21 protein-coding genes are annotated in these 22,648 nt (G+C 67.0%); 13 read left to right on the forward strand and 8 right to left on the reverse strand.

What is annotated here, in order from left to right; translation table 11 throughout:
* The first annotated feature begins 3 nt into the window (after nucleotides 1-3).
* From secF to PJB24_RS09740, 8 genes are all read left to right on the forward strand, one after another.
* Nucleotides 4-918: a protein translocase subunit SecF gene (secF, locus tag PJB24_RS09705; RefSeq protein WP_273845254.1), complete on the forward strand. Its 915-nt coding sequence runs from the start codon at nucleotides 4-6 to the stop codon at nucleotides 916-918.
* Nucleotides 919-980: 62 nt separating this feature from the next.
* Complete coding sequence (locus tag PJB24_RS09710; RefSeq protein WP_273845256.1) at nucleotides 981-1,349, forward strand: phasin family protein; 369 nt, start codon at nucleotides 981-983, stop codon at nucleotides 1,347-1,349.
* Nucleotides 1,350-1,401: 52 nt separating this feature from the next.
* Nucleotides 1,402-3,072, forward strand: coding sequence for an ABC1 kinase family protein (locus PJB24_RS09715; protein WP_273845257.1), 1,671 nt, complete (start codon nucleotides 1,402-1,404; stop codon nucleotides 3,070-3,072).
* A gap of 76 nt (nucleotides 3,073-3,148) precedes the next feature.
* Nucleotides 3,149-5,377, forward strand: coding sequence for a RelA/SpoT family protein (locus PJB24_RS09720; protein WP_273845258.1), 2,229 nt, complete (start codon nucleotides 3,149-3,151; stop codon nucleotides 5,375-5,377).
* A 14-nt stretch (nucleotides 5,378-5,391) separates the two neighbouring features.
* Nucleotides 5,392-5,973: an MBL fold metallo-hydrolase gene (locus PJB24_RS09725; RefSeq protein WP_273845259.1), complete on the forward strand. Its 582-nt coding sequence runs from the start codon at nucleotides 5,392-5,394 to the stop codon at nucleotides 5,971-5,973.
* Nucleotides 5,970-7,247 (forward strand): histidine--tRNA ligase, encoded by a 1,278-nt coding sequence (hisS, locus tag PJB24_RS09730; protein WP_273845260.1) that lies wholly within the window; start codon nucleotides 5,970-5,972, stop codon nucleotides 7,245-7,247. The genes PJB24_RS09725 and hisS overlap by 4 nt, the downstream gene beginning before the upstream one ends.
* A complete protein-coding gene (locus PJB24_RS09735) occupies nucleotides 7,244-7,987 on the forward strand; it encodes an SIR2 family NAD-dependent protein deacylase (protein ID WP_273845322.1) in 744 nt (247 codons plus the stop codon). The genes hisS and PJB24_RS09735 overlap by 4 nt, the downstream gene beginning before the upstream one ends.
* A 32-nt stretch (nucleotides 7,988-8,019) precedes the next feature.
* Nucleotides 8,020-9,210: a sensor histidine kinase gene (locus PJB24_RS09740; RefSeq protein ID WP_273845261.1), complete on the forward strand. Its 1,191-nt coding sequence runs from the start codon at nucleotides 8,020-8,022 to the stop codon at nucleotides 9,208-9,210.
* Here the strand turns inward: PJB24_RS09740 and PJB24_RS09745 are convergent.
* From PJB24_RS09745 to aspS, 8 genes are all read right to left on the reverse strand, one after another.
* Entirely contained in the window at nucleotides 9,143-10,675 is a 1,533-nt protein-coding gene (locus PJB24_RS09745) for a glycosyltransferase family 2 protein (RefSeq protein WP_273845262.1), read from the reverse strand. The two genes, PJB24_RS09740 and PJB24_RS09745, sit on opposite strands and share 68 nt — an antisense overlap.
* Nucleotides 10,672-11,856 carry an NAD(P)/FAD-dependent oxidoreductase gene (locus PJB24_RS09750; protein WP_273845263.1) on the reverse strand — a complete coding sequence of 395 codons (1,185 nt, stop codon included), beginning with the start codon at nucleotides 11,854-11,856 and terminating at the stop codon, nucleotides 10,672-10,674. The genes PJB24_RS09745 and PJB24_RS09750 overlap by 4 nt, the downstream gene beginning before the upstream one ends.
* The gene (locus tag PJB24_RS09755; protein WP_273845265.1) at nucleotides 11,846-12,427 is read right to left on the reverse strand and encodes a class I SAM-dependent DNA methyltransferase; all 582 of its coding nucleotides are present in this window, start codon (nucleotides 12,425-12,427) and stop codon (nucleotides 11,846-11,848) included. The genes PJB24_RS09750 and PJB24_RS09755 overlap by 11 nt, the downstream gene beginning before the upstream one ends.
* The gene (locus PJB24_RS09760; protein WP_273845266.1) at nucleotides 12,424-13,560 is read right to left on the reverse strand and encodes an acyl-CoA dehydrogenase family protein; all 1,137 of its coding nucleotides are present in this window, start codon (nucleotides 13,558-13,560) and stop codon (nucleotides 12,424-12,426) included. Before PJB24_RS09760 ends, PJB24_RS09755 begins: the two co-directional genes overlap by 4 nt.
* Nucleotides 13,557-14,195: a polysaccharide deacetylase family protein gene (locus tag PJB24_RS09765; protein WP_273845268.1), complete on the reverse strand. Its 639-nt coding sequence runs from the start codon at nucleotides 14,193-14,195 to the stop codon at nucleotides 13,557-13,559. Before PJB24_RS09765 ends, PJB24_RS09760 begins: the two co-directional genes overlap by 4 nt.
* A 102-nt stretch (nucleotides 14,196-14,297) precedes the next feature.
* Nucleotides 14,298-14,588, reverse strand: a complete 291-nt coding sequence (locus PJB24_RS09770; RefSeq protein WP_273845270.1) for a hypothetical protein — start codon at nucleotides 14,586-14,588, stop codon at nucleotides 14,298-14,300.
* Between the two features lie 33 nt (nucleotides 14,589-14,621).
* On the reverse strand, nucleotides 14,622-16,073 hold the full coding sequence (locus tag PJB24_RS09775) for an MFS transporter (protein WP_273845272.1): 1,452 nt from the start codon (nucleotides 16,071-16,073) through the stop codon (nucleotides 14,622-14,624).
* Nucleotides 16,074-16,151: 78 nt separating this feature from the next.
* Nucleotides 16,152-17,930: an aspartate--tRNA ligase gene (gene aspS / locus PJB24_RS09780; RefSeq protein WP_420541923.1), complete on the reverse strand. Its 1,779-nt coding sequence runs from the start codon at nucleotides 17,928-17,930 to the stop codon at nucleotides 16,152-16,154.
* A 376-nt stretch (nucleotides 17,931-18,306) separates the two neighbouring features.
* Here aspS and PJB24_RS09785 point away from each other — a divergent pair, with 376 nt between their 5' ends.
* The 5 genes from PJB24_RS09785 to PJB24_RS09805 all read left to right on the forward strand — a co-directional run bounded on the left by PJB24_RS09785 (nucleotide 18,307) and on the right by PJB24_RS09805 (nucleotide 22,631).
* Complete coding sequence (locus PJB24_RS09785; RefSeq protein WP_273845277.1) at nucleotides 18,307-18,678, forward strand: hypothetical protein; 372 nt, start codon at nucleotides 18,307-18,309, stop codon at nucleotides 18,676-18,678.
* A gap of 57 nt (nucleotides 18,679-18,735) precedes the next feature.
* On the forward strand, nucleotides 18,736-19,896 hold the full coding sequence (locus PJB24_RS09790) for a cysteine desulfurase family protein (RefSeq protein WP_273845324.1): 1,161 nt from the start codon (nucleotides 18,736-18,738) through the stop codon (nucleotides 19,894-19,896).
* A 15-nt stretch (nucleotides 19,897-19,911) separates the two neighbouring features.
* A complete protein-coding gene (gene mnmA / locus PJB24_RS09795) occupies nucleotides 19,912-21,381 on the forward strand; it encodes a tRNA 2-thiouridine(34) synthase MnmA (RefSeq protein WP_273845280.1) in 1,470 nt (489 codons plus the stop codon).
* Between the two features lie 201 nt (nucleotides 21,382-21,582).
* Nucleotides 21,583-21,858 carry a hypothetical protein gene (locus PJB24_RS09800; protein WP_273845282.1) on the forward strand — a complete coding sequence of 92 codons (276 nt, stop codon included), beginning with the start codon at nucleotides 21,583-21,585 and terminating at the stop codon, nucleotides 21,856-21,858.
* A complete protein-coding gene (locus PJB24_RS09805) occupies nucleotides 21,855-22,631 on the forward strand; it encodes a SigB/SigF/SigG family RNA polymerase sigma factor (RefSeq protein ID WP_273845284.1) in 777 nt (258 codons plus the stop codon). The genes PJB24_RS09800 and PJB24_RS09805 overlap by 4 nt, the downstream gene beginning before the upstream one ends.
* Nucleotides 22,632-22,648 lie beyond the last annotated feature (17 nt).

The raw sequence follows: 22,648 nt of genomic DNA on the forward strand, positions 1-22,648 counted from the left end.
GCAGTGTTCGAGCGAACGGTGCAGCGGATTGACTTCGTGGGCCGCTGGAAGGTCTGGTTTGCGATCTCCGGAATACTGCTTCTCGCCGGGCTCGTGTCTATAGGACTCGGCCGGCTCAACCTGGGCATAGACTTCGAGGGCGGGGCCAAGTTCACCGTCTCAGGAGTCGATCGTCATCTGAGCACTGGCGAGGTCCGGGGCCAGGTGCTCCCGAACTACGCTGCGAAGGGAGCGGTGATCCAGCCCACCGGCAGGAACGGTTACCAGATCCAGACCCCGGTATTGAGCCAGAAGCAGATACAGCGGGTGGAGCAGAACCTCAAGCATGGGTTGGGCGGCGAGGTGAGCGTCACCAGCGTGAGCCCGACCTTCGGCGGGCAGGTGCAGACGCAGGCCCTGCAGGCGGTGGGGGCGGCGTTCCTGATCATCGTGTTGTTCATAAGCTTCCGCTTTGAGTTTGCGTTCGCGCTGGCGGCGATGCTCGCGCTCGTGCACGACCTGCTCATGACCATAGGCTTCTATGCGATAGTGGGGCGGGAGGTCAGCCTGATCACGGTCGTGGCGGTCTTGACAATCCTCGGGTATTCGCTCTACGACACGATCATCATCTTCGACCGCATCCGGGAGAACACACCCGCGGTTGGCTACAACCGCCGTCGCTTCGACCAGACGATAAACACCTCCATAAGACAGGTGATAAGGCGTTCGATCTACACTTCGCTCTCGACGGTCATCCCGGTGGCGGCGCTCTTGATCTTCGGTGAGTCGACGCTGAGCGACTTCGCGTTCGCGCTCCTGGTCGGGATCATCTCCGGTACCTACAGCTCGATCTTCATCGCCTCGCCGATACTCTCTCTTTACAAGGCCTGGCGGGGCGGGAAGCTGGGGCGGGCCGCCCCTGCGTCCTCTTCCTCCTGATTGCGGTCCGTCGGTTATCATGTGGTCCTGAGGAGGCCCAGAGAGAGCGGGAGGTGCAAAGGATGTTCGATACCCTCGAGCGCCTGGTTCTGCTGCAGATAGGCGCTGCGGCCGTGACCCGGGAGCGGGTCGAGCGTGCGGTGAACGAGCTCGTCGAGCAGGGCAGGCTGCAGCGGGAGGAGGGGCGCAGGGTGGCCGAGGAGGTCATGGAACGTGCCCGGCAGCGGTCCGGCGGCGCGCGTGCCCTGGCTGAGTCTTCGCTGCAGCAGGTGCTCCGGGAGACCGGATTGCCCACGCGCGAAGATTACGAGGATCTGCTCTTCAGGGTGGAGCAACTGGAGCACCGCGTACGCATGCTGGAGGATCGCAAAGCCTCTTCCGGTGGGGTCTCGGGAGCGACGCAACCCCCCGAAACCCCGCCGGGCGCCTAGGGTGGGACAACCGCTCCGGTAGCCGCGCCCTTACATGGCGGAGCGCCCTTACATGGCGGAGCTCTCCACCCGCGGGACCAGCGGAACCGGGCAGCTCACCCGCTTCTCGCAGATCGGACGGATACTCGTCCGGCACGGGTTCGGGTTCCTCTTCGATGTCCGGCGCGAGCGACGCGAGAGCAGGGGGGTGCAGGAGCTGCTTGCCCCGAACTTCGGCGTCAGGTTGCGTCGGGCGCTCGAGGAGCTCGGCCCGACGTTCGTCAAGTTCGGACAGCTACTCTCGACCCGCTCGGACATCTTTCCGGAGAGCGTCCTCTCCGAGCTGCAGAAGCTGCAGGATGCGGCCTCCCCGGTGCCGCTGGAAGCGGTGCAGCGGGTGATCGAGGAGGAGCTCGGCGCGGGGGTGGGTGAGGTTTTCTCGGACTTCGACCCCGTTCCGCTCGGGTCGGCGAGCATAGGGCAGGTGCACCGCGCCACGCTACGCCGCGGGGAGGAGGTGGCGGTCAAGGTGCAGCGTCCGGGCGCCCGGAGACGGATCGAGGGCGACCTCGTGCTGATGCGCGAGCTCGCCGGTTTCGTCGACACCAGGCTCGGGGAGCGCCTCTTCGTGAGTGTGCGTCCCCTCGTCGCCGAGTTCGAAGGGGTCATCCGGCGGGAGCTTGACTACTCGGTGGAGGCTGAGAACGCGCGGCGCTTCGCGCACAACTTCGCCGGCACCCCGGTGAAGATCCCGTCAATCCATCAGGAGTTCTCCACGCCGCGCATCATAACCATGGAGTTCATCCGGGGGAGGCGTTTCAACGAGCTCAGGCCGCTCTCACTCGCCCCCGCCGAGAGGAGGCGGGTGGCCTCGATGGGGGCGGATGCGATCTTCAAGATGGCCTTCGAAGATGGGTTCTTCCATGGGGATCCGCATCCCGGCAACCTCTTTCTCACCCCGGAGGGGGAGCTCGCGCTGCTCGATTTCGGGATGGTCGGCTACATGAGCCGCAGCGACATCGACGCCCTCTCGCGGCTGTTCATCGCCGTCATCCGGCAGGATGCCGAGGCCGTCCTGCGGGGGCTGGATGACCTCGGGGTGCGCTACGAGGCCGAGGTACGCGACGACCTGGTGCAGGAGCTCAGGGAGTTTCTGTTCAAGTACTCCGGGCTCTCGGTCGGAGAGGTCACGCTCGGTCAGGCCCTCTCCGAGCTGATCTCGCTCGTCAGACGCTACAGGCTCCGGGTCCCGCCGGTCTTCCCGCTCCTGGTGAAGGCGCTCGTCACCGCCGAGGGGATCTCCCGCTCCATAGACCCCACGCTCAACGTCTACGAGGTGGCCCGCCCCTACGCCCGCCGCCTGCTCTCCGAGCGCACCAGCCCCGGTGCCCTCTCGCGGGCCGCCCGTGAGAGGGCTGTCGAGTACTCCCGCTACGTCGCGGACTATCCGGAGCAGGTGCACCGGTTGCTCTCCGAACTGGCGGACGGGGAGCTGGAGGTCAGGCTCAATCACCGGGGGCTCGACAGGCTCGGCTCGCAGGTCGACGTGCTCGCCAACCGGCTCGTCTTCGCACTCGTGACCGGTGCCCTGCTCATCGGCTCTGCCCTCATCGGGGGGTTCGTGCGGGGTGGACCACGGGTTCCCTACCTGGACGTGCCGGTGCTCGCCTTCTTCGGATTCTTCCTGGCGGTGGTGCTGGCGGTTCTGGAGCTCGTCGTGATCTTCCGTTCAGGCAGGCTCTGAGACCGCCTCCCGCTTTCGGTACAGCCGGGCTCCGGTTTTCGTGAGGCTCCGGGGGTGATGTTAGAATCTTGCTGCCATGGAGCTCGCCAGGACGACCGAACAGCCGGGACGCAACCAGGGAGAGGGCCTCACCATCTCCTCCCTCATAGAGAAAGTCTCCTCCTACAGCCCGGAGGGACGGGAGGAAGAGATAGCCGAGGCCTACCGGCTGGCGCACGCCGCCCACCGGGGGCAGACGCGCAAGAGCGGGGAGCCCTTCGTCGAGCACCCGCTCGCCGTGGCGGACATCCTCGCCGATCTGCGGATGGACACGACGACGATCATCGGGGGGCTCCTGCACGACGTCATAGAAGATACGGACGTGACCAAGGAGGAGCTCGAGGAGCGCTTCGGGGCCGAGGTTGCCGAGATCGTCGACGGGGTCACGAAGCTCAAGCGGCTTCCGTCCGGAAACCTGGAGGAGGCGCAGGCCGAGTCGCTGCGCAAGATGGTCGTCGCGATGAGCCGGGACGTGCGCGTGATCATCATCAAGCTCGCCGACCGGCTGCACAACATGCGTACGCTGGAGTACCTTCACCGCGACACCCAGATAAAGAAGGCCACGGAGACGCTCGAGATCTACGCACCGCTCGCCCACCGGCTCGGGATCCACTCGATCAAGTGGGAGCTGGAGGATCTCTCGTTCGCCACGCTCCACCCGCGGCGCTACGAGGAGATAAAGCGGCTGGTGGCCGCCCGCCGGGCCGACCGGGAGGCGTTCATCGCACGGGTGGCCGAGGAGCTCAAAGGGCACCTTGGCGAGGCCGGGATCGAGGCCGAGGTGCGCGGGAGGGTCAAGCACTTCTACTCGATCTACGACAAGATGGTCCGGCGCAACAAGGAGTTCAACGAGATCTACGACTTGGCCGGCCTGCGGGTCGTGGTGGACTCAGTGCGCGACTGTTACGGGGCGCTCGGGGTCGTACACTCGGTGTGGAAGCCGATCCCGGGGCGTTTCAAGGACTACATCGCGATGCCCAAGTTCAACATGTACCAGTCGCTGCACACGACGGTGATGTCCAACGAGGGCAAGCTGCTCGAGATCCAGATCCGCACCCACGACATGGACATCACCGCCGAGTACGGGATCGCGGCGCACTGGATGTACAAGGAGCGCGACGGCGGCAGCCGGGCGGACCGGCTCAACTGGCTGAAGAACATGATCGAGTGGCAGAAGGAGACGACCGACTCGACGGAGTTCATGAACTTCCTCAAGGACGAGCTGGTCGCCGATGAGGTCTTCGTGTTCACACCCAAGGGAGACGTGATAAGCCTGCCGGCCGGCGCCACCCCGATAGACTTCGCCTACCACGTCCACACCGAGGTCGGCCACCGCTGCGTCGGGGCGAAGGTCAACGGCAGGATAGTGCCGCTCGACTCGGAGCTGGTCTCGGGCGACAGGGTGGAGATCCTCACCGGGAAGACCCCGAGTCCGAGCCGGGACTGGCTCTCGGTGGTGCACAGCGGACGGGCGCGCAACAAGATAAGGCAGTACTTCAACAAGGCCGACCGGGAGGAGAACCTGACCTCGGGTCGGGAGAAGATCCAGGAGCTCTTGAAGAAGCGTCACGTGGAGCGGGTGCCGCAGGCGGTCTGGGAGGAGGTCGCCGAGAAGGTAAACTACCCCTCTCCCGAGGAGATGCTCATCGCCGTGGGGGCTGGTTCGCTCTCGGCGGAGAACGTTGCCAACAGGGTCGCCGAGCGGGTGCTGGCGACGCAGGAGGAGAACGGCAGAGAGGAGGAAGGGCGTACGAGCCCGGCGCTCGCGCCGCTGCCGCTTCCCTCCGAGGGGGAGGAGACCGGCGTGCGGGTCGTCGGTTCGAGCGGGGTCCTCACCCGGCTCGCCCGATGCTGCACGCCTCTTCCCGGGGACGAGATCGTGGGTTACGTCTCGCTCGGGCGGGGGGTGGTGGTGCACTCGGCCGGCTGTCCGAACGCACGCTCGCTCAGGGCACGCAGCCCCGAGCGCTTCGTCGAGGTGGAGTGGGCGGCGGGGCCGGGCAAGCTCTTCACGGTCGAGATCCTCGTCGAGGCGCTCGACCGGACGCATCTTCTGAGCGACATCACCCGGACGATCTCCGATGCGGGGCTGAGCATCATCTCTGCGCGGGTGGACACCATAGAGGAGCGGACGGCGCTCTCCCGATTTGCCTTCAGGGCCTCGAGCACCCAGCATGTGAAGGACGTCATACGCAAGATCCGGGCCATCCCCGACGTCTACGACGTCTGCCGGGTCTCGCGTGACGGCACCCCGATAGAACACTAGAGAAGAGGAGGCGCGTGAGCGAGATCGAGCAGATCACCGTGTCTTTCGGCGGCATGGACGTGAACTCCTACGTGATACACGCTCCGGAGGGGTCCATCATCGTCGATGCCGGGGCCGAGCCGCAGAAGATCCTCGGCGCGACGCGGGGTGCCGTGGCGGCGATCCTCATCACCCACGGCCACACCGACCACATCGGTGCCCTCGAGGAGGTGCGTGAGGCGAGCGGGGTGCCGCTCTACATGCACCCGCTCGACGCCGAACCCGCCGGCATCGAGGACTACGAGCCGCTGCAGGACGAACAGGAGCTCCATCTCGGCGGAGAGGTGATCCGGGTGCTCCACACCCCGGGACACTCACCGGGCGCGGTGACGTTCGTCGTCGGGGATGACCAGATCGTGGGGGACCTGATCCTCCCCGGGAGCGTCGGCAGGACCGACCTGCCGGGGGCTTCCTGGGAGGAGATCGAGGTCTCGGTGCGCAGGGTGATGGCGCTCTGGAGCGAGAAGACCCGGCTCTATCCTGGTCACGGACCCATCCTGGAAGCGCGGGAGGAGCTGCGGAGGAACCCCTACCTGCCACCGGTGGTGAGAAGGTGAGCTTCCGCAGGCCGAGAGGAACCTACGACGTGTACCCCGGCGGGCGCGAGCCGCACGAGCGGCCCGAGCTCTGGAGCCGCGTCTACGAGGTGGCGCGGGAGCTCTTCCGCACGCACGGCTACACCGAGGTTCGCATGCCGATCTTCGAGGACGCCGAGATCTACGCACGCAGCGCCGGGGAGGCCTCGGACATCGTGCGCAAGGAGATGTTCACCTTCGAGGACAAGGGCGGCAGGCTCATGGCCTTGAGGCCCGAGGCGACCCCCGGGATCGCGCGGGCCTACATCGAGCACGGGCTCTACAAGCTCGCCCAGCCGGTCAAGATGTGGTACATGGGCCCGATCTTCCGCCACGAGCGCCAGCAGAAGGGCCGCTACCGCCAGCACGTCCAGATCGACGCCGAGGTCCTGGGATCCGCCGACCCGCTGGTCGACGCCGAGGTGATAGCGCTCCTCTACCGGCTGCACCAGGCCGTGGGGGTGCGCGATGAGGTCGTCTACCTGAACAACCTCGGGGACTTCGAGACCCGCCGGAACTACGCGCCGGAGCTCCGGGCTTTCCTGAAGAAGCACATCTCCGAGCTCGACCCCGACTCGCGCGAGCGCATCGACGTGAACCCCCTGCGCACGCTCGACTCGAAGGACCCGAACACCCGAGAGGTACTGGCCGAAGCCCCCTCGATCCGGGACTTCCTCAGCCCGGAGGCAGACGAGCACTTCACGGCGGTCAGGGAGGCCCTGGAGGCGCTCGGCGTGCCTTACGAGGTGGACGAGAGGCTGGTCCGCGGGCTCGACTACTACACTTTAACGGTCTTCGAGGCGAAGAGCACCTCTTTGGGGGCCCAGGACACGGTCGGGGGAGGGGGGCGCTACAACAACCTGATCTCGGACCTCGGCGGCCCGGAGACGCCGGGGATAGGCTTCGGCACCGGGGTGGAGCGCATCCTGCTCGCCGCCGCCGCGGAGGAGGAGCCGGAGGCCCCTGGCGTCGACGTCTTCTTCGCCACGCTCACCCCCGCAGCCCGCATCCCGGCTCTCGAGCTCGCGAGCCACCTGCGCGGGAGGGGGGTGCGCTGCGAGCTGGACTACGCCGGGAGGAGCGCGAAGGGGCAGTTCAAGCAGGCCGACCGGCTCGGAGCTTCCTTCACGGTCGTGATCGGCGACGACGAGCTTTCTTCCGGCGAGGTGACCCTGCGCGACATGCGGAGCGGCGAGGAACGCAAGGTGCCGGTCGCGGAGGGCCCGGGGCGGCTCCTGGAGGAGATCGGAGGCTGACGACGGTCCCCGCGGAGCTCGTCCGGGCGTTGCGGCAAACCTCCGCGGTTGCCGTACTCACCGGGTCGGGCGTCTCCGCGGAGAGCGGCATCCCCACCTTCCGGGGAGGCGGGGATTCCCTCTGGGAGCGTTATGACCCCCGGGAGCTCGCCACCCCGGAGGCGTTCTCGCGCGACCCTCGCCTCGTGTGGGAGTGGTACCTCTGGCGCCGGTCGCTGGTGGTCGAAGCCGAGCCCAACCCCGCGCATCTCGCTCTCGCGAAGATGGAGCGGCTCGTTCCTTCCTTCACGCTCATCACCCAGAACGTCGACGGGCTGCACGAGCGGGCGGGGAGCCGCAACGTCCTGGAGCTGCACGGGAATATCCTGCGCTCGAGGTGCACGGCCGAGGGAGAGATCTCGGAGCCGCGGCGGCAGGAGGTACCGCCCCGCTGCCGGCGGTGTGGGGCCCTGCTCAGGCCCGACGTGGTGTGGTTCGGGGAGATGTTGCCGGAGGGGGCGGTGCGGGCGGCGTTCGAGGCGTCCAGCTCGTGCGGGGTCTTCTTCTCGGTCGGCACCTCCTCTCTGGTCTACCCGGCCGCGGCTCTTCCTGAGGAGGCCAGGGCCTCCGGGGCGCTCCTGGTCGAGATCAATCCGGAGGAGACCCCGCTCACCCGACAGGCGGATTTCTCGTTCAGGGAGAGCGCATCGGTGGTGCTCCCCGAATTAGTGAAACGACTCCGTACGCAGGGTGATTCTTGAGCCCCACCCGGACCGGGAGGATAATATCGTATGTGACGAACGCCGGTCGGTTAAAGGGCTGGGATCCGGGCGGGGCGCGTGGAGGTGCGAGCTCCCGCTGGGTGGCGCGTCTCTTCGTGCTGGTCTGGCTGGTCTACCTCGCCTACCCGCTGTCGAGGGTTTTCTCCGGCGGCGAGAGGATCTCCGTGGTGGTGCAGCTCTCCGGAGCCGCCCTCTTCGTCGTGGTCTACCTCTGGGTCGTGCTTTTCGAGCGACCCTACTGGAGAGGGACGGACCCCCGTCGGGTGATCAACCACAGGGTTGCCGTTGGTGCCCTGTTTGGCGTTGCTCTCTCGCTGAGCCTGCTCTACGGGAGCGTCTGGGCCGGGCTGTTCGTCTACGCGAGCGTCGCCGCCGGTATATCTCTGCCGCCGCGGGAGTCGCGTCCTGTCATCGCGATGCTCGCCGTGGCGGTGGCTGTCTGCTGCGTGGCTTCCGGCATGTCCTGGACCGGCGTCGGGCAGTTCGTGCTGCTCGTCGGGGGGATAGGTTTCGGGCAGGTGCTCTGGTCTCGCCTGTTCTCGACCGTCAGGGAGCTGGAGGCGGCCCGCGAGGAGATAGCCCGGCTCGCGGTGGCGGAGGAGAGGCTGCGCTTCGCGCGTGATCTTCACGATCTGCTCGGTCACAGCCTCTCGCTCATAGCCGTAAAGAGCGAGGTGGCGCGAAAGGTTGCCGACAGAGATCCCAGGCGTGCCACCGCGGAGATGCGCGAGGTAGAGGAGATCTCGCGTCGGGCCCTCGGAGAGGTCAGGGAGGCGGTCTCCGGATATCGCAGGCCGGTCCTCGAGGCCGAGATCGCGAACGCCACCCAGATGCTCGAGGCCGCCGGTGTTTCCTGCGAGATAGAACGTCCGGGGCAGACGCTGCCCGCGGAGGTGCAGGAGATCTTCTGCTGGGTGATAAGGGAGTCGGTGACTAACGTCATCCGCCACAGCGGTGCCAGAAGGTGTTGGATCCGGGCCGGCGCCGAAGGGAGAACGTGTTTCCTGGAGGTGCGGGATGACGGCCGCGGTGTGACCGGAGGACACCCCTCGGGTTGTGGTTTGAGCGGGCTCTCGGAGCGCGTGCGGGCGGGAGGGGGAAATCTTTTCGCCGGTCCGCTTCCCGCTCGCGGGTTCAGGGTGAGGGCCGAGCTTCCGTGGCGGGATTCCGTACCGAGAGCGGATCGTACTCATCGACGATGACCCGTCTAGGGTCCGGTCCGTGGGCACCGGGCAGCAGGAGCGGCCCCACGGCCTCGTCGGTCTCCCGGGATCCAAGACGCGTGCGCCGGGCGGCGGCTGCCAGCAGCGCGTAGGCGACCTCCTGGCTTTCGGCAGGGGAGGAAGGGGTGCCATCGAGCCTGGTCTGAGCCAGCGCGTGTACGCCAGCTTCTCGTGAGGCGTCGACGAGGAGGCTCAGGCGCACGCCTTCGCCCGCGGGGAGGGGGAGTCGCTCGAGAAGGCCGCGCCGGGCGGCCAGGTTCATCGAGAGAGGATCGACAAAGCCGGCCAGCTGCGGGAAATGGAGGCTTATCAGGGGACGTGCGAGAAGCTCCGTCAGATCGTCCGTCGCAGGGAGGGCCCCTTTCACCAGCGCGAGATCATCGCGCTCTTCGAGCGGACCGATCAGCCGGCACACATTCGACGTGGAGAGGCAGCCCCCGTCGGAGAAGAGGACGACTATCTCACCGGTCGAGCGCTGCAGGGCCCGCCGCAGGCCGCAGCCGGTCCCGCCGGTGATTGAGAGAGGGATCGCTTCGTCCACCAGACCCGCTTCGACGATGGGCCCGGCGTCCGAAGCCCCGGTGGTGGGATCCCAGATCAGGGTCACCCTGTGGCTTCTGGAGCGGAGGACGTACTCCCTGGTGAACCTGCCTCCGTCGAGGGTGTTCTTCTCGGTCCAGAAAGCCAGTGCGAGGTCGCGTGAGAGACCACGGACGGCCCGGCCGGAGAGACGGGCCGAGGTTCTGACCCGGACCGAGAGCGGGCGTTCTATGGGTATGCCGTGATCGCGCAGCGCCCGCTCGAGCTGCTCGTCTTCGAGGGCGGCCAGGGGTTCCATGCCGCCCACCTTTCGGTAGACCGAGGCCCTGAGCGAGAGGGACGCCCCGCTGAACTGCCAGTGCTCGATGCGTCCTCCGGGTCCGGGACCGCGATCGTGCAGGAGGTCCAGCTGCCGGGCGCGTCCCTGCTCGAGCCACCAGCGCCGGACGTTCTCCGGGAGGTGGTGGCCGGGGTCGTACAGCTCGATGCGCCCTCCTATGGCCAGCGCGCCGTGTCGCTCGGAGAGTTCCAGCTGCCGCACGAGCCAGTCCCGGTCTACCACGCTGTCGGCGTCGGTCGAGGCTATGAGCCCGTCCGGATTGCCTGCTGCGTAGAGCCGCTCGCAGGCTGTCTCCATTCCCAGCCTGCGGGCGTGTCCCGCACCCCGGCCCGGTCCGTCGAGCAGACGCAGGCGGAGCGCGGGATGCCCGCTGGCCGCCTCCAGAGCCCTCTCCCGGGTGCGGTCGGTGCAGGCGTCGAGGACCAGGACCACCTCGTATTCATCTGGTCGGACTCCCTGCTGGGAGGCCAGGGCCCGGATGCAGCGCCCTATCAGGGCCTCCTCGTTGCGGGCCGGTACGACTACGCAGGCCCGGAGCGGGGGGACGGGAGCGGGCCTGCTCATACCGGTATGCGGCCCCCGGACTCGACGATCCTGCGTCCCCGCTCGTAGTCCTCGTCGCGCTCGTGCGTGAGCACACCGACGCAGACGCCCTCCATCCCGTACCAGGCGGTGAAGGATCCACCCCCGTGGTCGACCAGGCGCACCTCGTCGAAACCGTCCCCCCAGGCGACGTACTTGATCCTCCGCTGCCCGATCGTGGACCAGAAGCCCGGCGCTACGTCCCAGGCGGCCTCTTCTCCGGCGATGATCCTGCCCGCGACCCGGCCGTGGTTCAGGGCTTCGCCCCAGTGTTCGACGTGCAGTCGCCTGCCCGCGGACTCGTTGTGCGCCAGGGCCACGTCTCCGGCGGCGAAGACGCCGGGTGTCCGGGTGTGCATCGAGGTATCGCAGAGGATCCCCCCCTCATCGACTTCCAGGCCCGCATCTTCTGCGAGGCCGGTGCGGGCCTCGACGCCCGTGCCGAAGAGGACGATGTCCGCCTCGACTTCGGGCCCCGGGCCGGATGGTGAGATCCTGAAGCCACCGTCGGCACGCCTCTTTATTTCCTCTACACCCTCGCCGAGGCGCAGCGCGATGCCGTAGTCCTCGAGCCAGCCCCTGATCTTCTGACCGATTTCCTCGCCGAGCCGCGTCTTCTGTGGGAGATCCTCCAGGCTGATCATCGTCACCTGCGCGCCGCGCATGGCGAGGGATGCTGCCGCCTCGCAGCCGATGAACCCGCTTCCAACGACCGCGACCCTGCTGCCCGGATGCACGCGTTCGCGCAGGGCGTCGGAGTCTTCCAGGGTGCGTATCGTCAGGATCTCCGGATCGTCGGCTCCCGGTACGGGCAGCCGGATCGGTTCGGAGCCGGTGGCGAGGACGCAGGCATCGTAGGGGATCTCCTCGCCTCCGGCTGCAATGATGGTCTGGTGTTCGGGATCCAGCTTCCTGGCCTCGACCCCCGTACGTAGCCTGATCTCGTTTTTGCGGAACCATGCCTCCGCCTCGAGCGGGAGCTCCTCACGCGGGATCTCGCCGCGCAGGTACTCCTTGGTGAGCGGCGGACGCCGGTAGGGCGGGAAGTTTTCCGCGGCCAGAATCGTCACCCTTCCTCTACCCCCCGCCTCCCGGTATGCTCTTGCGGCCGAGAGGCCGGCCGGACCGCCTCCGACGATTACTACGTGCTGTTCATGGTCCATCTCTGTCCTCCAGGAGGTCGAGTCTGTATTCCGGCTCGATGGCACTCTCCACCAGGTGGAGCCGGCTGTGCTGTAGCAGGAGGGCATGCACCTCGTCCCCTTGCAGGGGGTAGGTCTTCGTCTCTCTGCGCCAGTGCACCGCGAGGAGAAACCCGCCAGGGGCGAGCTCCTCCTCGAAGCGGTCCAGGGCCTCGAGCAGCACATCTCTGGTCAGGTAGTAGAGTATCTCCGAGGCGACGATGAGGTCGAAGGGGCCTTCGGGCATCTCTTCCGGGAGGGTGCGGCGTTCGATTCGGACGTGGCTCTGGCGCCGGAGCCTCTCCCGTGCGGTCCGCACCGCCCTCTCGGAGACGTCCACGGCGAGGAGTTCTGTGCACCTTGGAGCGAGCATCTCGGTGAAGACCCCGATCGAACAGCCGGCCTCGAGGGCCCGCCGGAAGCGGCGCTCTCCGAGTGCCTGCAGCGTCCTCCGGTACTTGCGCCTCTCGTAAGCGCTAGTCTCGAAGTTCCAGGGGTCACGCTCGCGCGCATAGAGCCTCTCGAAGTATTCGCGACCCAGGCGATCCCTCAACCGGCACGCCTCCGAATCTCTTCTCTGCCGGCCCGTGCCAGGGCGGGCTCCAGGCGGTGCTGCAGGAGGAAGAGCTCCAGGTCGCGCCGCGCGCGATCCAGGTCGTCGGCGACGGCGAAGGGCCGCGAGCCGCAGGCCCGGGCGGCCTCGTCGAGGATCTCGCGGCAACAGCGGGCGACGCGCTCGCGCAGATGGATCGCGAAGGGTGAAAGCGAGGCCGTGGGGTCCGCGTCCGCCGCGCGGGCGGCGTGCTCTAGCCAGCGGTCGATCGTCGCCTGCGCTTCGAGGATGCGGCCGGCAGCCAGGGAGAGAGCCTCGTCCGGTTCACCGCCGGTTTTGGCGGCCAGGGTGTCGAGCGCGGCGTCCACCGCCCGATCGGACATGCCGGCCCAGCAGAACGCTGTCCTGATCGCGTCGCGGTTGAAGTACGGCTCGCGGGCGAGCTCCCCCGGCTCTCCGAGGATCGCCAGGACCGGCGTCCCGTGGAAGATGACCCGGTGACTCTCCGAGGCACGCATCCCGGCTCCCCGGAACCAGTTCCTGTCTACCTCCACGCTCTCATCGAGGGCGAGATATACCAGGAGCGGCGGGCCAGGGGGGGAGCCTTCCGGCGGACGAGCGAGGATGAGCGCCCGGTCCACGCCGGTGGCGCCGGAGCAGAAGGTCTTCGTACCTTCGACCACCGGTTCGCCGCCCGCCTTCGAGAGCCGGGCCGGTTCCCCTTCGCCGGGTATGGGATCCGCCCCCCACACCCCGAGCAGCAGCCGGCCCGCGGCGATCTCCTCCAGTTCGCGTGAACGTAGCGGTTCGGGGGCCAGGGCGGCCACACGCTCGGTCCCGTTGAAGTGCCCGTCGAGTATGCGCCCGACGGAGCCGTCGGCCTTCGAGACGGCTCTGAGCGTGCTCCACTCTTCGGAGAAGGGGAACCGGCGCGGTCTCTCACCGGGGGAGGTGATCTCTTCTGGCAGGGCCATCCCGAGTACCCCGGCGCGTACGAGGGCCCTGAATGGAGCGTGCGGAAAGTCCGGGTGTGCGTCGCGTTCAGCCGCCCCCTCGTATATCTCGTCGAGTACGGGTCTCAGCGCATCCGGAGACAGGAGTGCCTCGCGGCTCTTGCCGGGGGATCCTTTCACGGGGTGGCCTCGTTCTTGCCGGGCAGGAGATCCGGCTCGCACCCGACCTGCCGGATCCTCTCGGTGAGAGCCGCGATGAGGCGTACGGTCTCTCCGCAGCCCCTCCTTTTGGCTCCTGGCCCGAGGCCGTCGTGCATGAGGATCACGCTGCCCGGGCGTAACCCCTCCGAGATCCGCTCCATCATCTCCCCTGCGCCATCTCCTCTCCAGTCGTGGGTGTCCAGCGTCCAGAGGACGAGCTTTAGCCCATTTTCCCGGGCCACCTGCAGGGTGTCCCCGGTCATCACCCCCCAGGGAGGTCGCCAGAGTCTGGGGTTGACACCGATCGTGTGCAGATCGCGCAGGCTCAGCGCGGTATCGGCCCGCAGCTTTTGAAGCGTCATCTCCGTGTGCCGGATGTGGGCGCGGCAATGGAGACCGACCTCGTGCCCACCGCGAACTATCCTGCGGATCAGGCCGGCATGCTCGATGGCTCTGCGCCCCAGCACGAAAAAGGTGGCCCTGGCGCGCACGCGATCAAGCGCTTCCAGTACCTTCGGCGTCCAGACCGGATCCGGCCCGTCGTCGAAGGTCATCGTGATCCTCCCTTTTTTCCCTCCCGATGTTGTGTCCAGCCTTCTGACCTCCGCTCTCAAGGGTCGGCCGTGTGGGAGACCTGCTGCCGGCTTTACACCGGACGAGCCCCCGCTATGGGTGCCGTTCGTTGTGTGGTTCTCTTCTGCGTCCTCCGGAGGGTGTTATACCCCACCCTCGCTCTTCTCCGGCCTTCCGTAGAGGGTGCGCCCCTCGGGCACACCGCGCCGGACCCGGCGTATCCTGCCCTGTTTGAGTGCCTCGTTCACCGCCCTTTTGAACCTGCCGGGCCCCCAGTAACGGGCCCCGACGAGTTCGGCGAGGGTCTTCTGGTCGGTTATCCCGACGTCCGCGACGGCCCGGGCTATCTGCTCGACCTCCCGGCTCACGTCTTCGTCGGTTGCACCGTGCGAGATCTGCGGGTGCGGGGACCATCCGTGTGGCCTCTCATCCAAATCCGATCACCTCCTTTCCGTACCGTTCGGCCTTCATGCGCGGGTGGTGCTCTCCTCTGCGGCGGAGAGCGGGGCGGCGATGTTCTCGAGAGACTGACGCTCGGCCTTGACCCCCATAACGACCTCCACGCCCGCGGCCAGGACCATGAGCACGGCGGCGAGCAGGTATCCGTGGAAGACGCTCTCGCGCGAGCCACTGCTGATGAGCGCGCCGAAGATGGAGGGGGCCACCACCCCGCCTATCGCCGTTCCAACCGCGTAGAAGAACGCAATCGCCATGGCCCTGGTCTCGAGCGGGAAGATCTCGCTGACCGTGAGGTAGGCGCTGCTGGCTGCCGCGGTGGCGACGAAGAAGATCACGCTCCACGCTATCGTCTGGGTTACGGCGTTCAATACCCCCTGGGTGAAGAGGTAGCCGGTTATGGCGAGCATGATCCCGGAGGTCGCATAGGTGCCGGCGATCATCGCCTTGCGTCCGATGGTGTCGAAAAAGCGTCCCAGGAAGATGACGCCGAAGAAGTTTCCCGCGGCGAACGGCAAGAGGTAGAGGCTGACGTTGCCGACGTGGTAGAAGGTGCTCAGGATGAGCCCGTAGGTGAAGAAGATGGCGTTGTAGAGGAAGGTCTGGGCGATCATCAGCGACAGCCCGAGGATCGAGCGCCTGGGGTACATCTTCATCGTCTGGACGATCGGCCCGAAGCCTATCGCCCCGCGCTGGCGCACCTTGATAGACCCCTCCGGCTCGGGGAGCTCTTCGATGCCCGTCTCCCGCTTGACCTCCTCCTCGATCTCTCCGACGAGCTCTTCCGCCTCGTCGTTCCGGCCATGAGTCATCAGCCAGCGCGGACTCTCCGGGACGTGTCGGCGTATGAGGAGCACCCCGATGCCGAGCACCGCCCCGATCCAGAAGACGACTCGCCAGCCGTACTGGTGTGGCACCAGATTTGGGTCGAGTAGGACCGTACCGATTATCGTTGCCACCGCCGCCCCCACCCAGTAGGTGCCGTTTATGACCAGATCGGCCCATCCTCTCACCCGGGCGGGTATCAGCTCGTCGATGGCCGAGTTGATCGCGGCGTACTCACCACCTATGCCCGTGCCGGCTATGAAGCGGAAGAAGACGAAGCTCCAGAAACCCCACGAGAGCGAGGCGAGGAAGCTGCCGATCAGGTAGACGCTCAGCGTGACCATGAAGAGCTTCTTCCTTCCCACCCGGTCGGTGACGTATCCGAAGAAGAGGGCCCCGAACACCTCGCCGGCGAGGTAGATGGAGGCGGCGTTGCCAACCTCCGAGGTGCTGAGTCCCAGGGTGGATTTCTCGGTGAGTATCGGCCCGACCTCGCTGACCAGCTGTACCTCGAGGCCGTCGAGGATCCAGGTGATTCCGAGCGCGATTATCACCATCCAGTGCCAGCGGCTCCAGGGCAGTCGGTCCATGCGTGAGGGGACCCTGCTCTCTATGACTTTGCTTTCCGGGGTGCTCACGACTCTCCTCTCGTCCCGTTCCCTCTACCTGTGTTGTTCTTTACCCTCGAGGGGCGGGTCGTAAGCCGCGAGCTCCCCCTAGCGTTTCCGTCGGACCTCTATGTGCAGCTCCCTGAGCTGCTCCTCGGTGACCGGGGAGGGGGCATCCATCATCTCGTCGCGGGCTGCCTGGGTCTTTGGGAAGGCCATGACCTCGCGTATGTTGGGCTCGTCGCGCAGCACCATGACGAGGCGGTCTATCCCCGGTGCTATCCCGCCGTGCGGCGGTGCCCCGTAGCGGAAGGCTCTCAGGATGGCCCCGAAGCGGCGCTCGGCTTCTTCTCTGTGTATCCCGATCACGTCGAAGACCTTCTGCTGCAGGTCCGGGCGGTGGATCCTGATGCTCCCGGAGGCGAGTTCGACCCCGTTGGCGACCAGGTCGTAGAGCTGCCCGGTGACCTTCAGGGGGTCACTCTCGAGCAGAGGGATGTCCTCCTCGCGCGGCATGGTGAACATGTGGTGCATCGGCTCGATGCGCTTCTCTTCCTCGTTGTACTCGAAGAGGGGGAAGTCCGTAATCCAGCAGAACGCGAGCTCGTCTTTGTCTACCAGACCGAGCCTATCGCGCAGGTGGAGCCTGAGGCGGCTGAGGCTCTCGAAGACGACCGGGTCCCGATCGGCGACGAAGAACATCCAGTCTCCCTCCCCAGCGTCGAGCTTTTCGCGCAGGATGCGCTGCTCTTCTGCGGAGAAGAACCTGGCTATCGGGCCCGAGAGTCCATCGCGGGTGACCCTGAAGTGGGCGAGCCCGCGCGCCCCGCCCTCGGAGGCGACGGCGGTGAGCTCGTCTATCTCGCGTCGGGTGAGGTCGCCGAGTCCGGGGACCGAGATGCCGCGCACCGACCCGCCGGATTCCACCGCCCCCCGGAAGACTTTGAACTCGCTCGTTCGGGCCACCTCGGAGACGTCGGCGAGCTCGAGCCCGAAGCGTACGTCCGGCTTGTCGGTCCCGAAGCGGCGCATCGCCTCGGCGTAGGTGAGGCGGGGGAAGGGCTTGCTGGCGAGGCGCTTGTCGGTCAGCTCCTCGACTATCCCGGTGTAGAGCCCCTCGATGAGCTCCAGCACCTCGTCCTGGGTGGTGTAGCTCATCTCCAGATCGAGCTGGGTATGCTCCGGCTGACGATCGCCGCGCTGATCCTCGTCGCGCAGGGCGCGGGCGATCTGGAAGTAGCGCTCGAAGCCGGCGACCATCAGAAGCTGTTTGAACTGCTGCGGGGATTGGGGCAGGGCGTAGAACTCCCCGGGGTACAGGCGGGAGGGGACGAGATAGTCGCGGGCCCCTTCCGGGGTGGAGGCGGTCAGCAGCGGCGTCTCTATCTCGACGAAGTCCCTCTCGGAGAGGTAGTCCCGGATGTACTTGACGACCCGGTGTCGGAAGATGATGTTCTCCTTCATCCGCTCGTGGCGCAGATCCAGGTAGCGGTAGCGCAGCCGGAGCAGCTCGTCTACCGGACGCTCGCGGTCGATCTCGAATGGGGGGGTGTCGGAGGTGTTCAGGATCTCCAGCGAGGTGGCTTCTACTTCGATCTCCCCGGTCGGGAGTTCGGGGTTCTCGTTGCCCTCCGGTCGCCTCCTCACGGTCCCCGACACCGAGATCGACCACTCCGGTCTCAGGCGCTCGGCGGCCTCGAAGGCCTCACCGTGTTCGGGGTCGAAGACTACCTGCGTTATCCCCCAGCGATCGCGCAGGTCTATGAAGATGAGCCCCCCGTGGTCCCGCCTGCGGTTCACCCAGCCGGCGAGCCGCACCTGCCTTCCTGCGTCGTCGGCCCGCAGCTCGCCGGCCGTGTGCGTCCTGTAGGGGTTCGCGCTCCCGATGGCGTGGTCTTCGCTCCGCAACGTCTCTCCTCTCGGTTTTCTACTTCCTTCGGTGGTCAAATAACAGATCGTAACGCATCTCCGGCGCCGGCGGGCCGGGAGGTTTGCGGGCGGTGGTCCCCTGTGCTAAGTTGGGCCGGAAACCTGCACTCGGCGGTGACATCATGCCCGGGAGAGGATCCTGAGAAGACGGTTCTCATATTTCGTGTTCGTCCTGTTCGCCGTCTCGTCGCTCCTCGCGGGTTGCGGGGGAAACAGGGGCGCGTCTTACCCCGCTTCCACCTCCGGATCTCCGGCCGCCTCTCCGACGTCCTCTGCGCCCGCCTCTCAGGCTGCATCTTCTGTCGGCTCCCTGCGGGCCGGGGATAGGTTCGTGTTGAACGAAAGCCAGCCGGTGCCGCGGGACTTCGCGAGCGCCTACAGGCGCGGGCAGCCGATGGCGGTGCTCTTCTACGAGGGGGCCCAGAATCCCTTCTACCCGCAGGGGATCGAAGTCGATTCCAGGGTGAGGTCGTACCTGGAAAGCCTGGAGGGCCGCTACCGGGGGATCGCCTACTTCTCCTACGACGTGAACGACCCAGAGCACTATGGCTCACTCGCCGCCCAGCTCGGCGTTGGCTACACGCCGTGTGTGATCCTGCTCTCCCCGAGCGGCGGGCACTACGTGGTACGCGAAGTCTACTCCGGGTATGTGCCACGGACCCTGCTTGCGCAGGCTCTCTACGATCTCTCCTCCCAGAGGGCCTAGGCTCGCGATCTCTCCCTGACCCGTGCAGGGACCGCCACCTGAGTTAAACTAGCCGTGATGCAGGGCAACGGTGTATACCTCGACTACGCGGCTACCTCCCCGCTCGACGGACGGGTTCTGCAGGCCATGCTCCCCTACCTGAGGGAGCCCGCCGGTAATCCCTCCTCTCTGCACTCCTTCGGTGCCAGCGCCTCGGAGGCTATCGAGGAGGCGAGGGGGAAAGTCGCGGCGATGATCGGCGCGTCCCCCGAAGAGGTGATCTTTACCTCCGGCGGCACCGAGTCGGACAATTTGGGTGTCCTGGGGCTTGCCCGGGCAAACCCCGAAAAGCGCCACGTCGTCGTCTCGCCAGTCGAGCACGCGGCGGTGCGCGAGTGCGTCGCGAGCCTGGAACATGAGGGATATGAGATAAGCCGCCTGGCGGTGGACGGCCACGGCAGGGTCGACCCCGGGGACGTCGAGAGCGCGCTGCGACCCGACACCGCGCTCGTCGCGGTGATGTGGGCGAACAACGAGGTCGGGACCGTGGAACCCGTGGAGGAGATCGCGCAGGTGTGCGCGGAGCGTGGTGTACCGCTGCACGTGGACGCGGTGCAGGCGGCTGGCCGTCTCCCAGTGGACACGGGCCGGGTGCCGCTCTCGACGCTCGCGCTCTCCTCGCACAAGCTCTACGGCCCGCAGGGCACCGGAGCCCTGTACGTGCGGGAAGGGGTGCGCCTGGCGCCAGTGGTCCACGGCGGGGGACAGGAGCGGGGCCTGAGGAGCGGCACGGAGAACGTCGCCGGGATCGTCGGCCTCGGCGAGGCCGCCCGGATCGCCGGGCTCGAGAGGGAGCAGCGAGTGCGCCACGAGAGAGAGCTGCGGGACCTGCTGATCGCCGGGGTGGGCGAGATCCCTGGTGTCCATCTCCGTGGACACCCCGAGGAGAGGCTCCCGAACAACGTCCACCTCACCGTCGAGGGGGTCGAGTCGGAGAGCCTGGTGCTGATGCTAGACGCTCTCGGTTACGCCGTCGGGCGCGGGTCGGCCTGCGCCTCGAGCGGGCACAAGGCCTCGCCGGTCCTGCTCGCGATGGGCATCGACGAAGGGGAGGCGTTCTCGGCGATAAGGATAACCGTCGGGAAGGATACCTCCCGCGAGGATGTGGATGGTTTCGTGGAGGCCTTCCGCGAGGCGGTCGGGCGGCTGAGGGATCTCTCCCCGGTTCGCCAGGGGTAGCGGAGAGAGGAGCTTATGGCCGAGCGTTACAGGCCAGGGGTTATAGAGCATCTCGTACGCCCGCAGGGGGTGGGTGAGGTCGGGTCTCCCGACGGTAGCGGGGAGGCGGGCGACGCCGCCTGCGGCGACGTCGCCCGGTTCACGCTGCGTATCGAGGAGAATCACCTCTCTGAGGTGCGTTACAAGGTCTACGGCTGCGCTGCTTGCATAGCGGCCGGATCCGCCCTCGTCGGCCTCGTGCGCGGGCGGCACCTGCTCGACGCGGCGCGCGTCTCGAGGGCGGAAGTCGAGGAGATGCTCGGCGGGCCGCTCCCGGAGGGCAAGGAGCACGCGCTGACGCTCGTCATCGACGCCCTGCACAGGGCGCTTGAGGATTACCTCGACCGCCGCGCTGAAACCCTCCTCGATGGTGGCTATACCGATGGTTCCGCCGGTGAGGAGGGGACTGTCGTCGCGGCGATGAGCGGGGGGGTGGACTCCGCGGTCACCGCGTTGCTTCTGAAGGAGGCCGGCTACCGGGTCGCCACCGTGACCTTCCGGCTGCACGACGGGGAGCCGGGCAGCCGCTCGTGCTGCTCTCCCGATACCGTGCTCTTCGCGCGGGAGACGGCGCACCGCATGGGGCTGCCCCACTTCACGCTCAACCTCAAGCGCCTCTTCGAGCGTCGGGTGCTCAGCGACTTCGTGGGTTCCTACGCGGCCGGGCGTACTCCGAATCCCTGCGTGGCCTGCAACGCCCACGTCAAGTTCCACGCCGCGGCCTTCCTCGCGGACATGCTGGGGTTCAGGTACATCGCCACAGGACACTACGCCCGCGTGGCCGAGACACCGTACGGTCCCGCGCTGGCACGTCCGAAGGATGAGAGAAAGGACCAGACCTACGTCCTCTGGCCGGTGCCCGAAAAGCTGCTCCGGCGAACGGTCTTCCCGCTCGGAGACTACGAGAAGAGTGAGGTGAGGGCCATCGCGGCGGACCGGAGGCTCGCCGTCGCCCACACGCCCGAGAGCCAGGACATCTGTTTCATACCCGACGGCGATTACCGCCGCTTCGTGCGCGAGCGGGTGACGAGCGGACCCGGGGAGGTCGTGGATCGCAGCGGGCGGGTGCTGGGGCGTCACGAAGGTATCGTGAACTTCACGGTGGGACAGCGCCGGGGGCTCGGCGTCTCCACGTCCACGCCGCTCTACGTGACCGAGGTGCGTCCGGAGCGCAGGCAGGTGGTCGTGGGTAGCAAGAGGGATCTTCTGGTGCGGGAAGTCCGGGTCGGACAGGCTAACTGGTTCATGGATCCCTCGGAGGCTGACTCCGTGCAGGTTCGCTACAACGGGTCGCAGCTGCCCTGTCGGATCAAGCGGGAGGGGGAGAGCTGGCTGGTACGCCTCGAAGAGCCGACGATGGCGGTTGCGCCCGGACAGTCGGCGGTCTTCTACGCCGGGGAGAGGGTCGTGGGAGGGGGTGTGATCCTCCGGCGCGGCCGGGGATGACCGGTGGGCGCCGGGGTGAGGTGCGTTTATAATCGCTTTTGAGGCTCTGTATCCTTCCTGTGGGCGCGTCGAGAAGGGGGTGTAGGTTCGGCCCGCGCCGGTGTGATAGAAGGTATCTCCTCCGGCATCGCCGGGCCCTGGTGCGCCGGAAGGAGGTGCGGTGCGAAAAGACGATCGACCTCCCGAAGAGGAGGGTATAGTGTGACCGAGAACAAAGCGCACGAGTACACGTACCTCAAACTACCTCCGGAGAGGGAGCTGAGATCCTGCGTCGGGCTGGTGCTCGCCGGGATGGCGGCAAGGGCCAGGATAGGGGTCGGAAACCTGGATGAAGCGATAGAGCTTCTCGAGGGGTTCCACTCCGAGAGCGGCCCGACCCGCTTCCGGTTCTTTCTGGACGAGGAGCGAGTGGTGGCCGAGGTCGAGGATCCGGCGGAATCTGGCAACTGGCGCTCCGTGGTAGAACTGGTCTCGTGAGCGAGCGGAAGTACCGCAGGCCGGACAAAGCGCGCACCCGCAGGCTGCTCGTCCGCTATCACAAGGAGGGCGACCGCCGGGCCCGCGAGCAGGTGATAGAGGAGCAGCTGCCCCTGGTGGAGTTCCTCGCCCGGCGCTTCGCCGGGAGGGGAGAGCCGATAGACGACCTGGTGCAGGTCGGCTCTGTGGGGCTGGTGAAGGCCGTGGACCGCTTCGACGTGGACCGTAATATCGAGTTCTCGACCTACGCCACCCCGAACATCCTCGGCGAGATAAAGCGCTATTTCCGGGACAAAGGCTGGGCGATGCGGGTGCCGCGCGGTCTGCAGGAGCTGCGGCAGTCAGCGAAAGAGATGATCCGGGAGGAGACCGTCAGGACGGGCCGTTCGCCGACGATGCAGGAGCTGGCCGAGAGGCTCGATACCGACGTCGAGAACGTCGCCGAGGCTCTCACGCTGGGCCGGGCCTACAACACGACGAGCCTCGACGCCCCGGTCAGCCAGGAGGATTCGGAGGGCGACACGCTGCTCGACCTGCAGTCCGAGGAGAGCTCGCCGATAGAGGGGGTGGAGGACAGGATCCTGCTCGAATCAGCCATGGAGGGACTCGACGAGCAGCAGCAGCGGATACTCAGGCTCAGGTTCGACGAGGGCAAGACGCAGACCGAGATTGCGAGGGACATCGGGGTGAGCCAGATGCACGTCTCGCGGCTCCTCCGCCGTGCCATAGCGGACCTCAGGCGCGAGCTCGAGTCTCTAGAAAAGCAGAGCTAGGCCGGTACAATACCCGC

The organism is Rubrobacter calidifluminis, assembly GCF_028617075.1.
GTDB lineage: Bacteria > Actinomycetota > Rubrobacteria > Rubrobacterales > Rubrobacteraceae > Rubrobacter_E > Rubrobacter_E calidifluminis.

Coding starts and splice junctions, on each gene's coding strand:
- mnmA (WP_273845280.1), top strand. CDS start 19,912: ATGGCCGAGCGTTACAGGCCAGGGGTTATAGAGCATCTCGTACGCCCG.
- PJB24_RS09745 (WP_273845262.1), bottom strand. CDS start 10,675: ATGAGCAGGCCCGCTCCCGTCCCCCCGCTCCGGGCCTGCGTAGTCGTA.
- PJB24_RS09720 (WP_273845258.1), top strand. CDS start 3,149: ATGGAGCTCGCCAGGACGACCGAACAGCCGGGACGCAACCAGGGAGAG.
- PJB24_RS09750 (WP_273845263.1), bottom strand. CDS start 11,856: ATGGACCATGAACAGCACGTAGTAATCGTCGGAGGCGGTCCGGCCGGC.
- PJB24_RS09710 (WP_273845256.1), top strand. CDS start 981: ATGTTCGATACCCTCGAGCGCCTGGTTCTGCTGCAGATAGGCGCTGCG.
- PJB24_RS09715 (WP_273845257.1), top strand. CDS start 1,402: ATGGCGGAGCTCTCCACCCGCGGGACCAGCGGAACCGGGCAGCTCACC.
- PJB24_RS09790 (WP_273845324.1), top strand. CDS start 18,736: ATGCAGGGCAACGGTGTATACCTCGACTACGCGGCTACCTCCCCGCTC.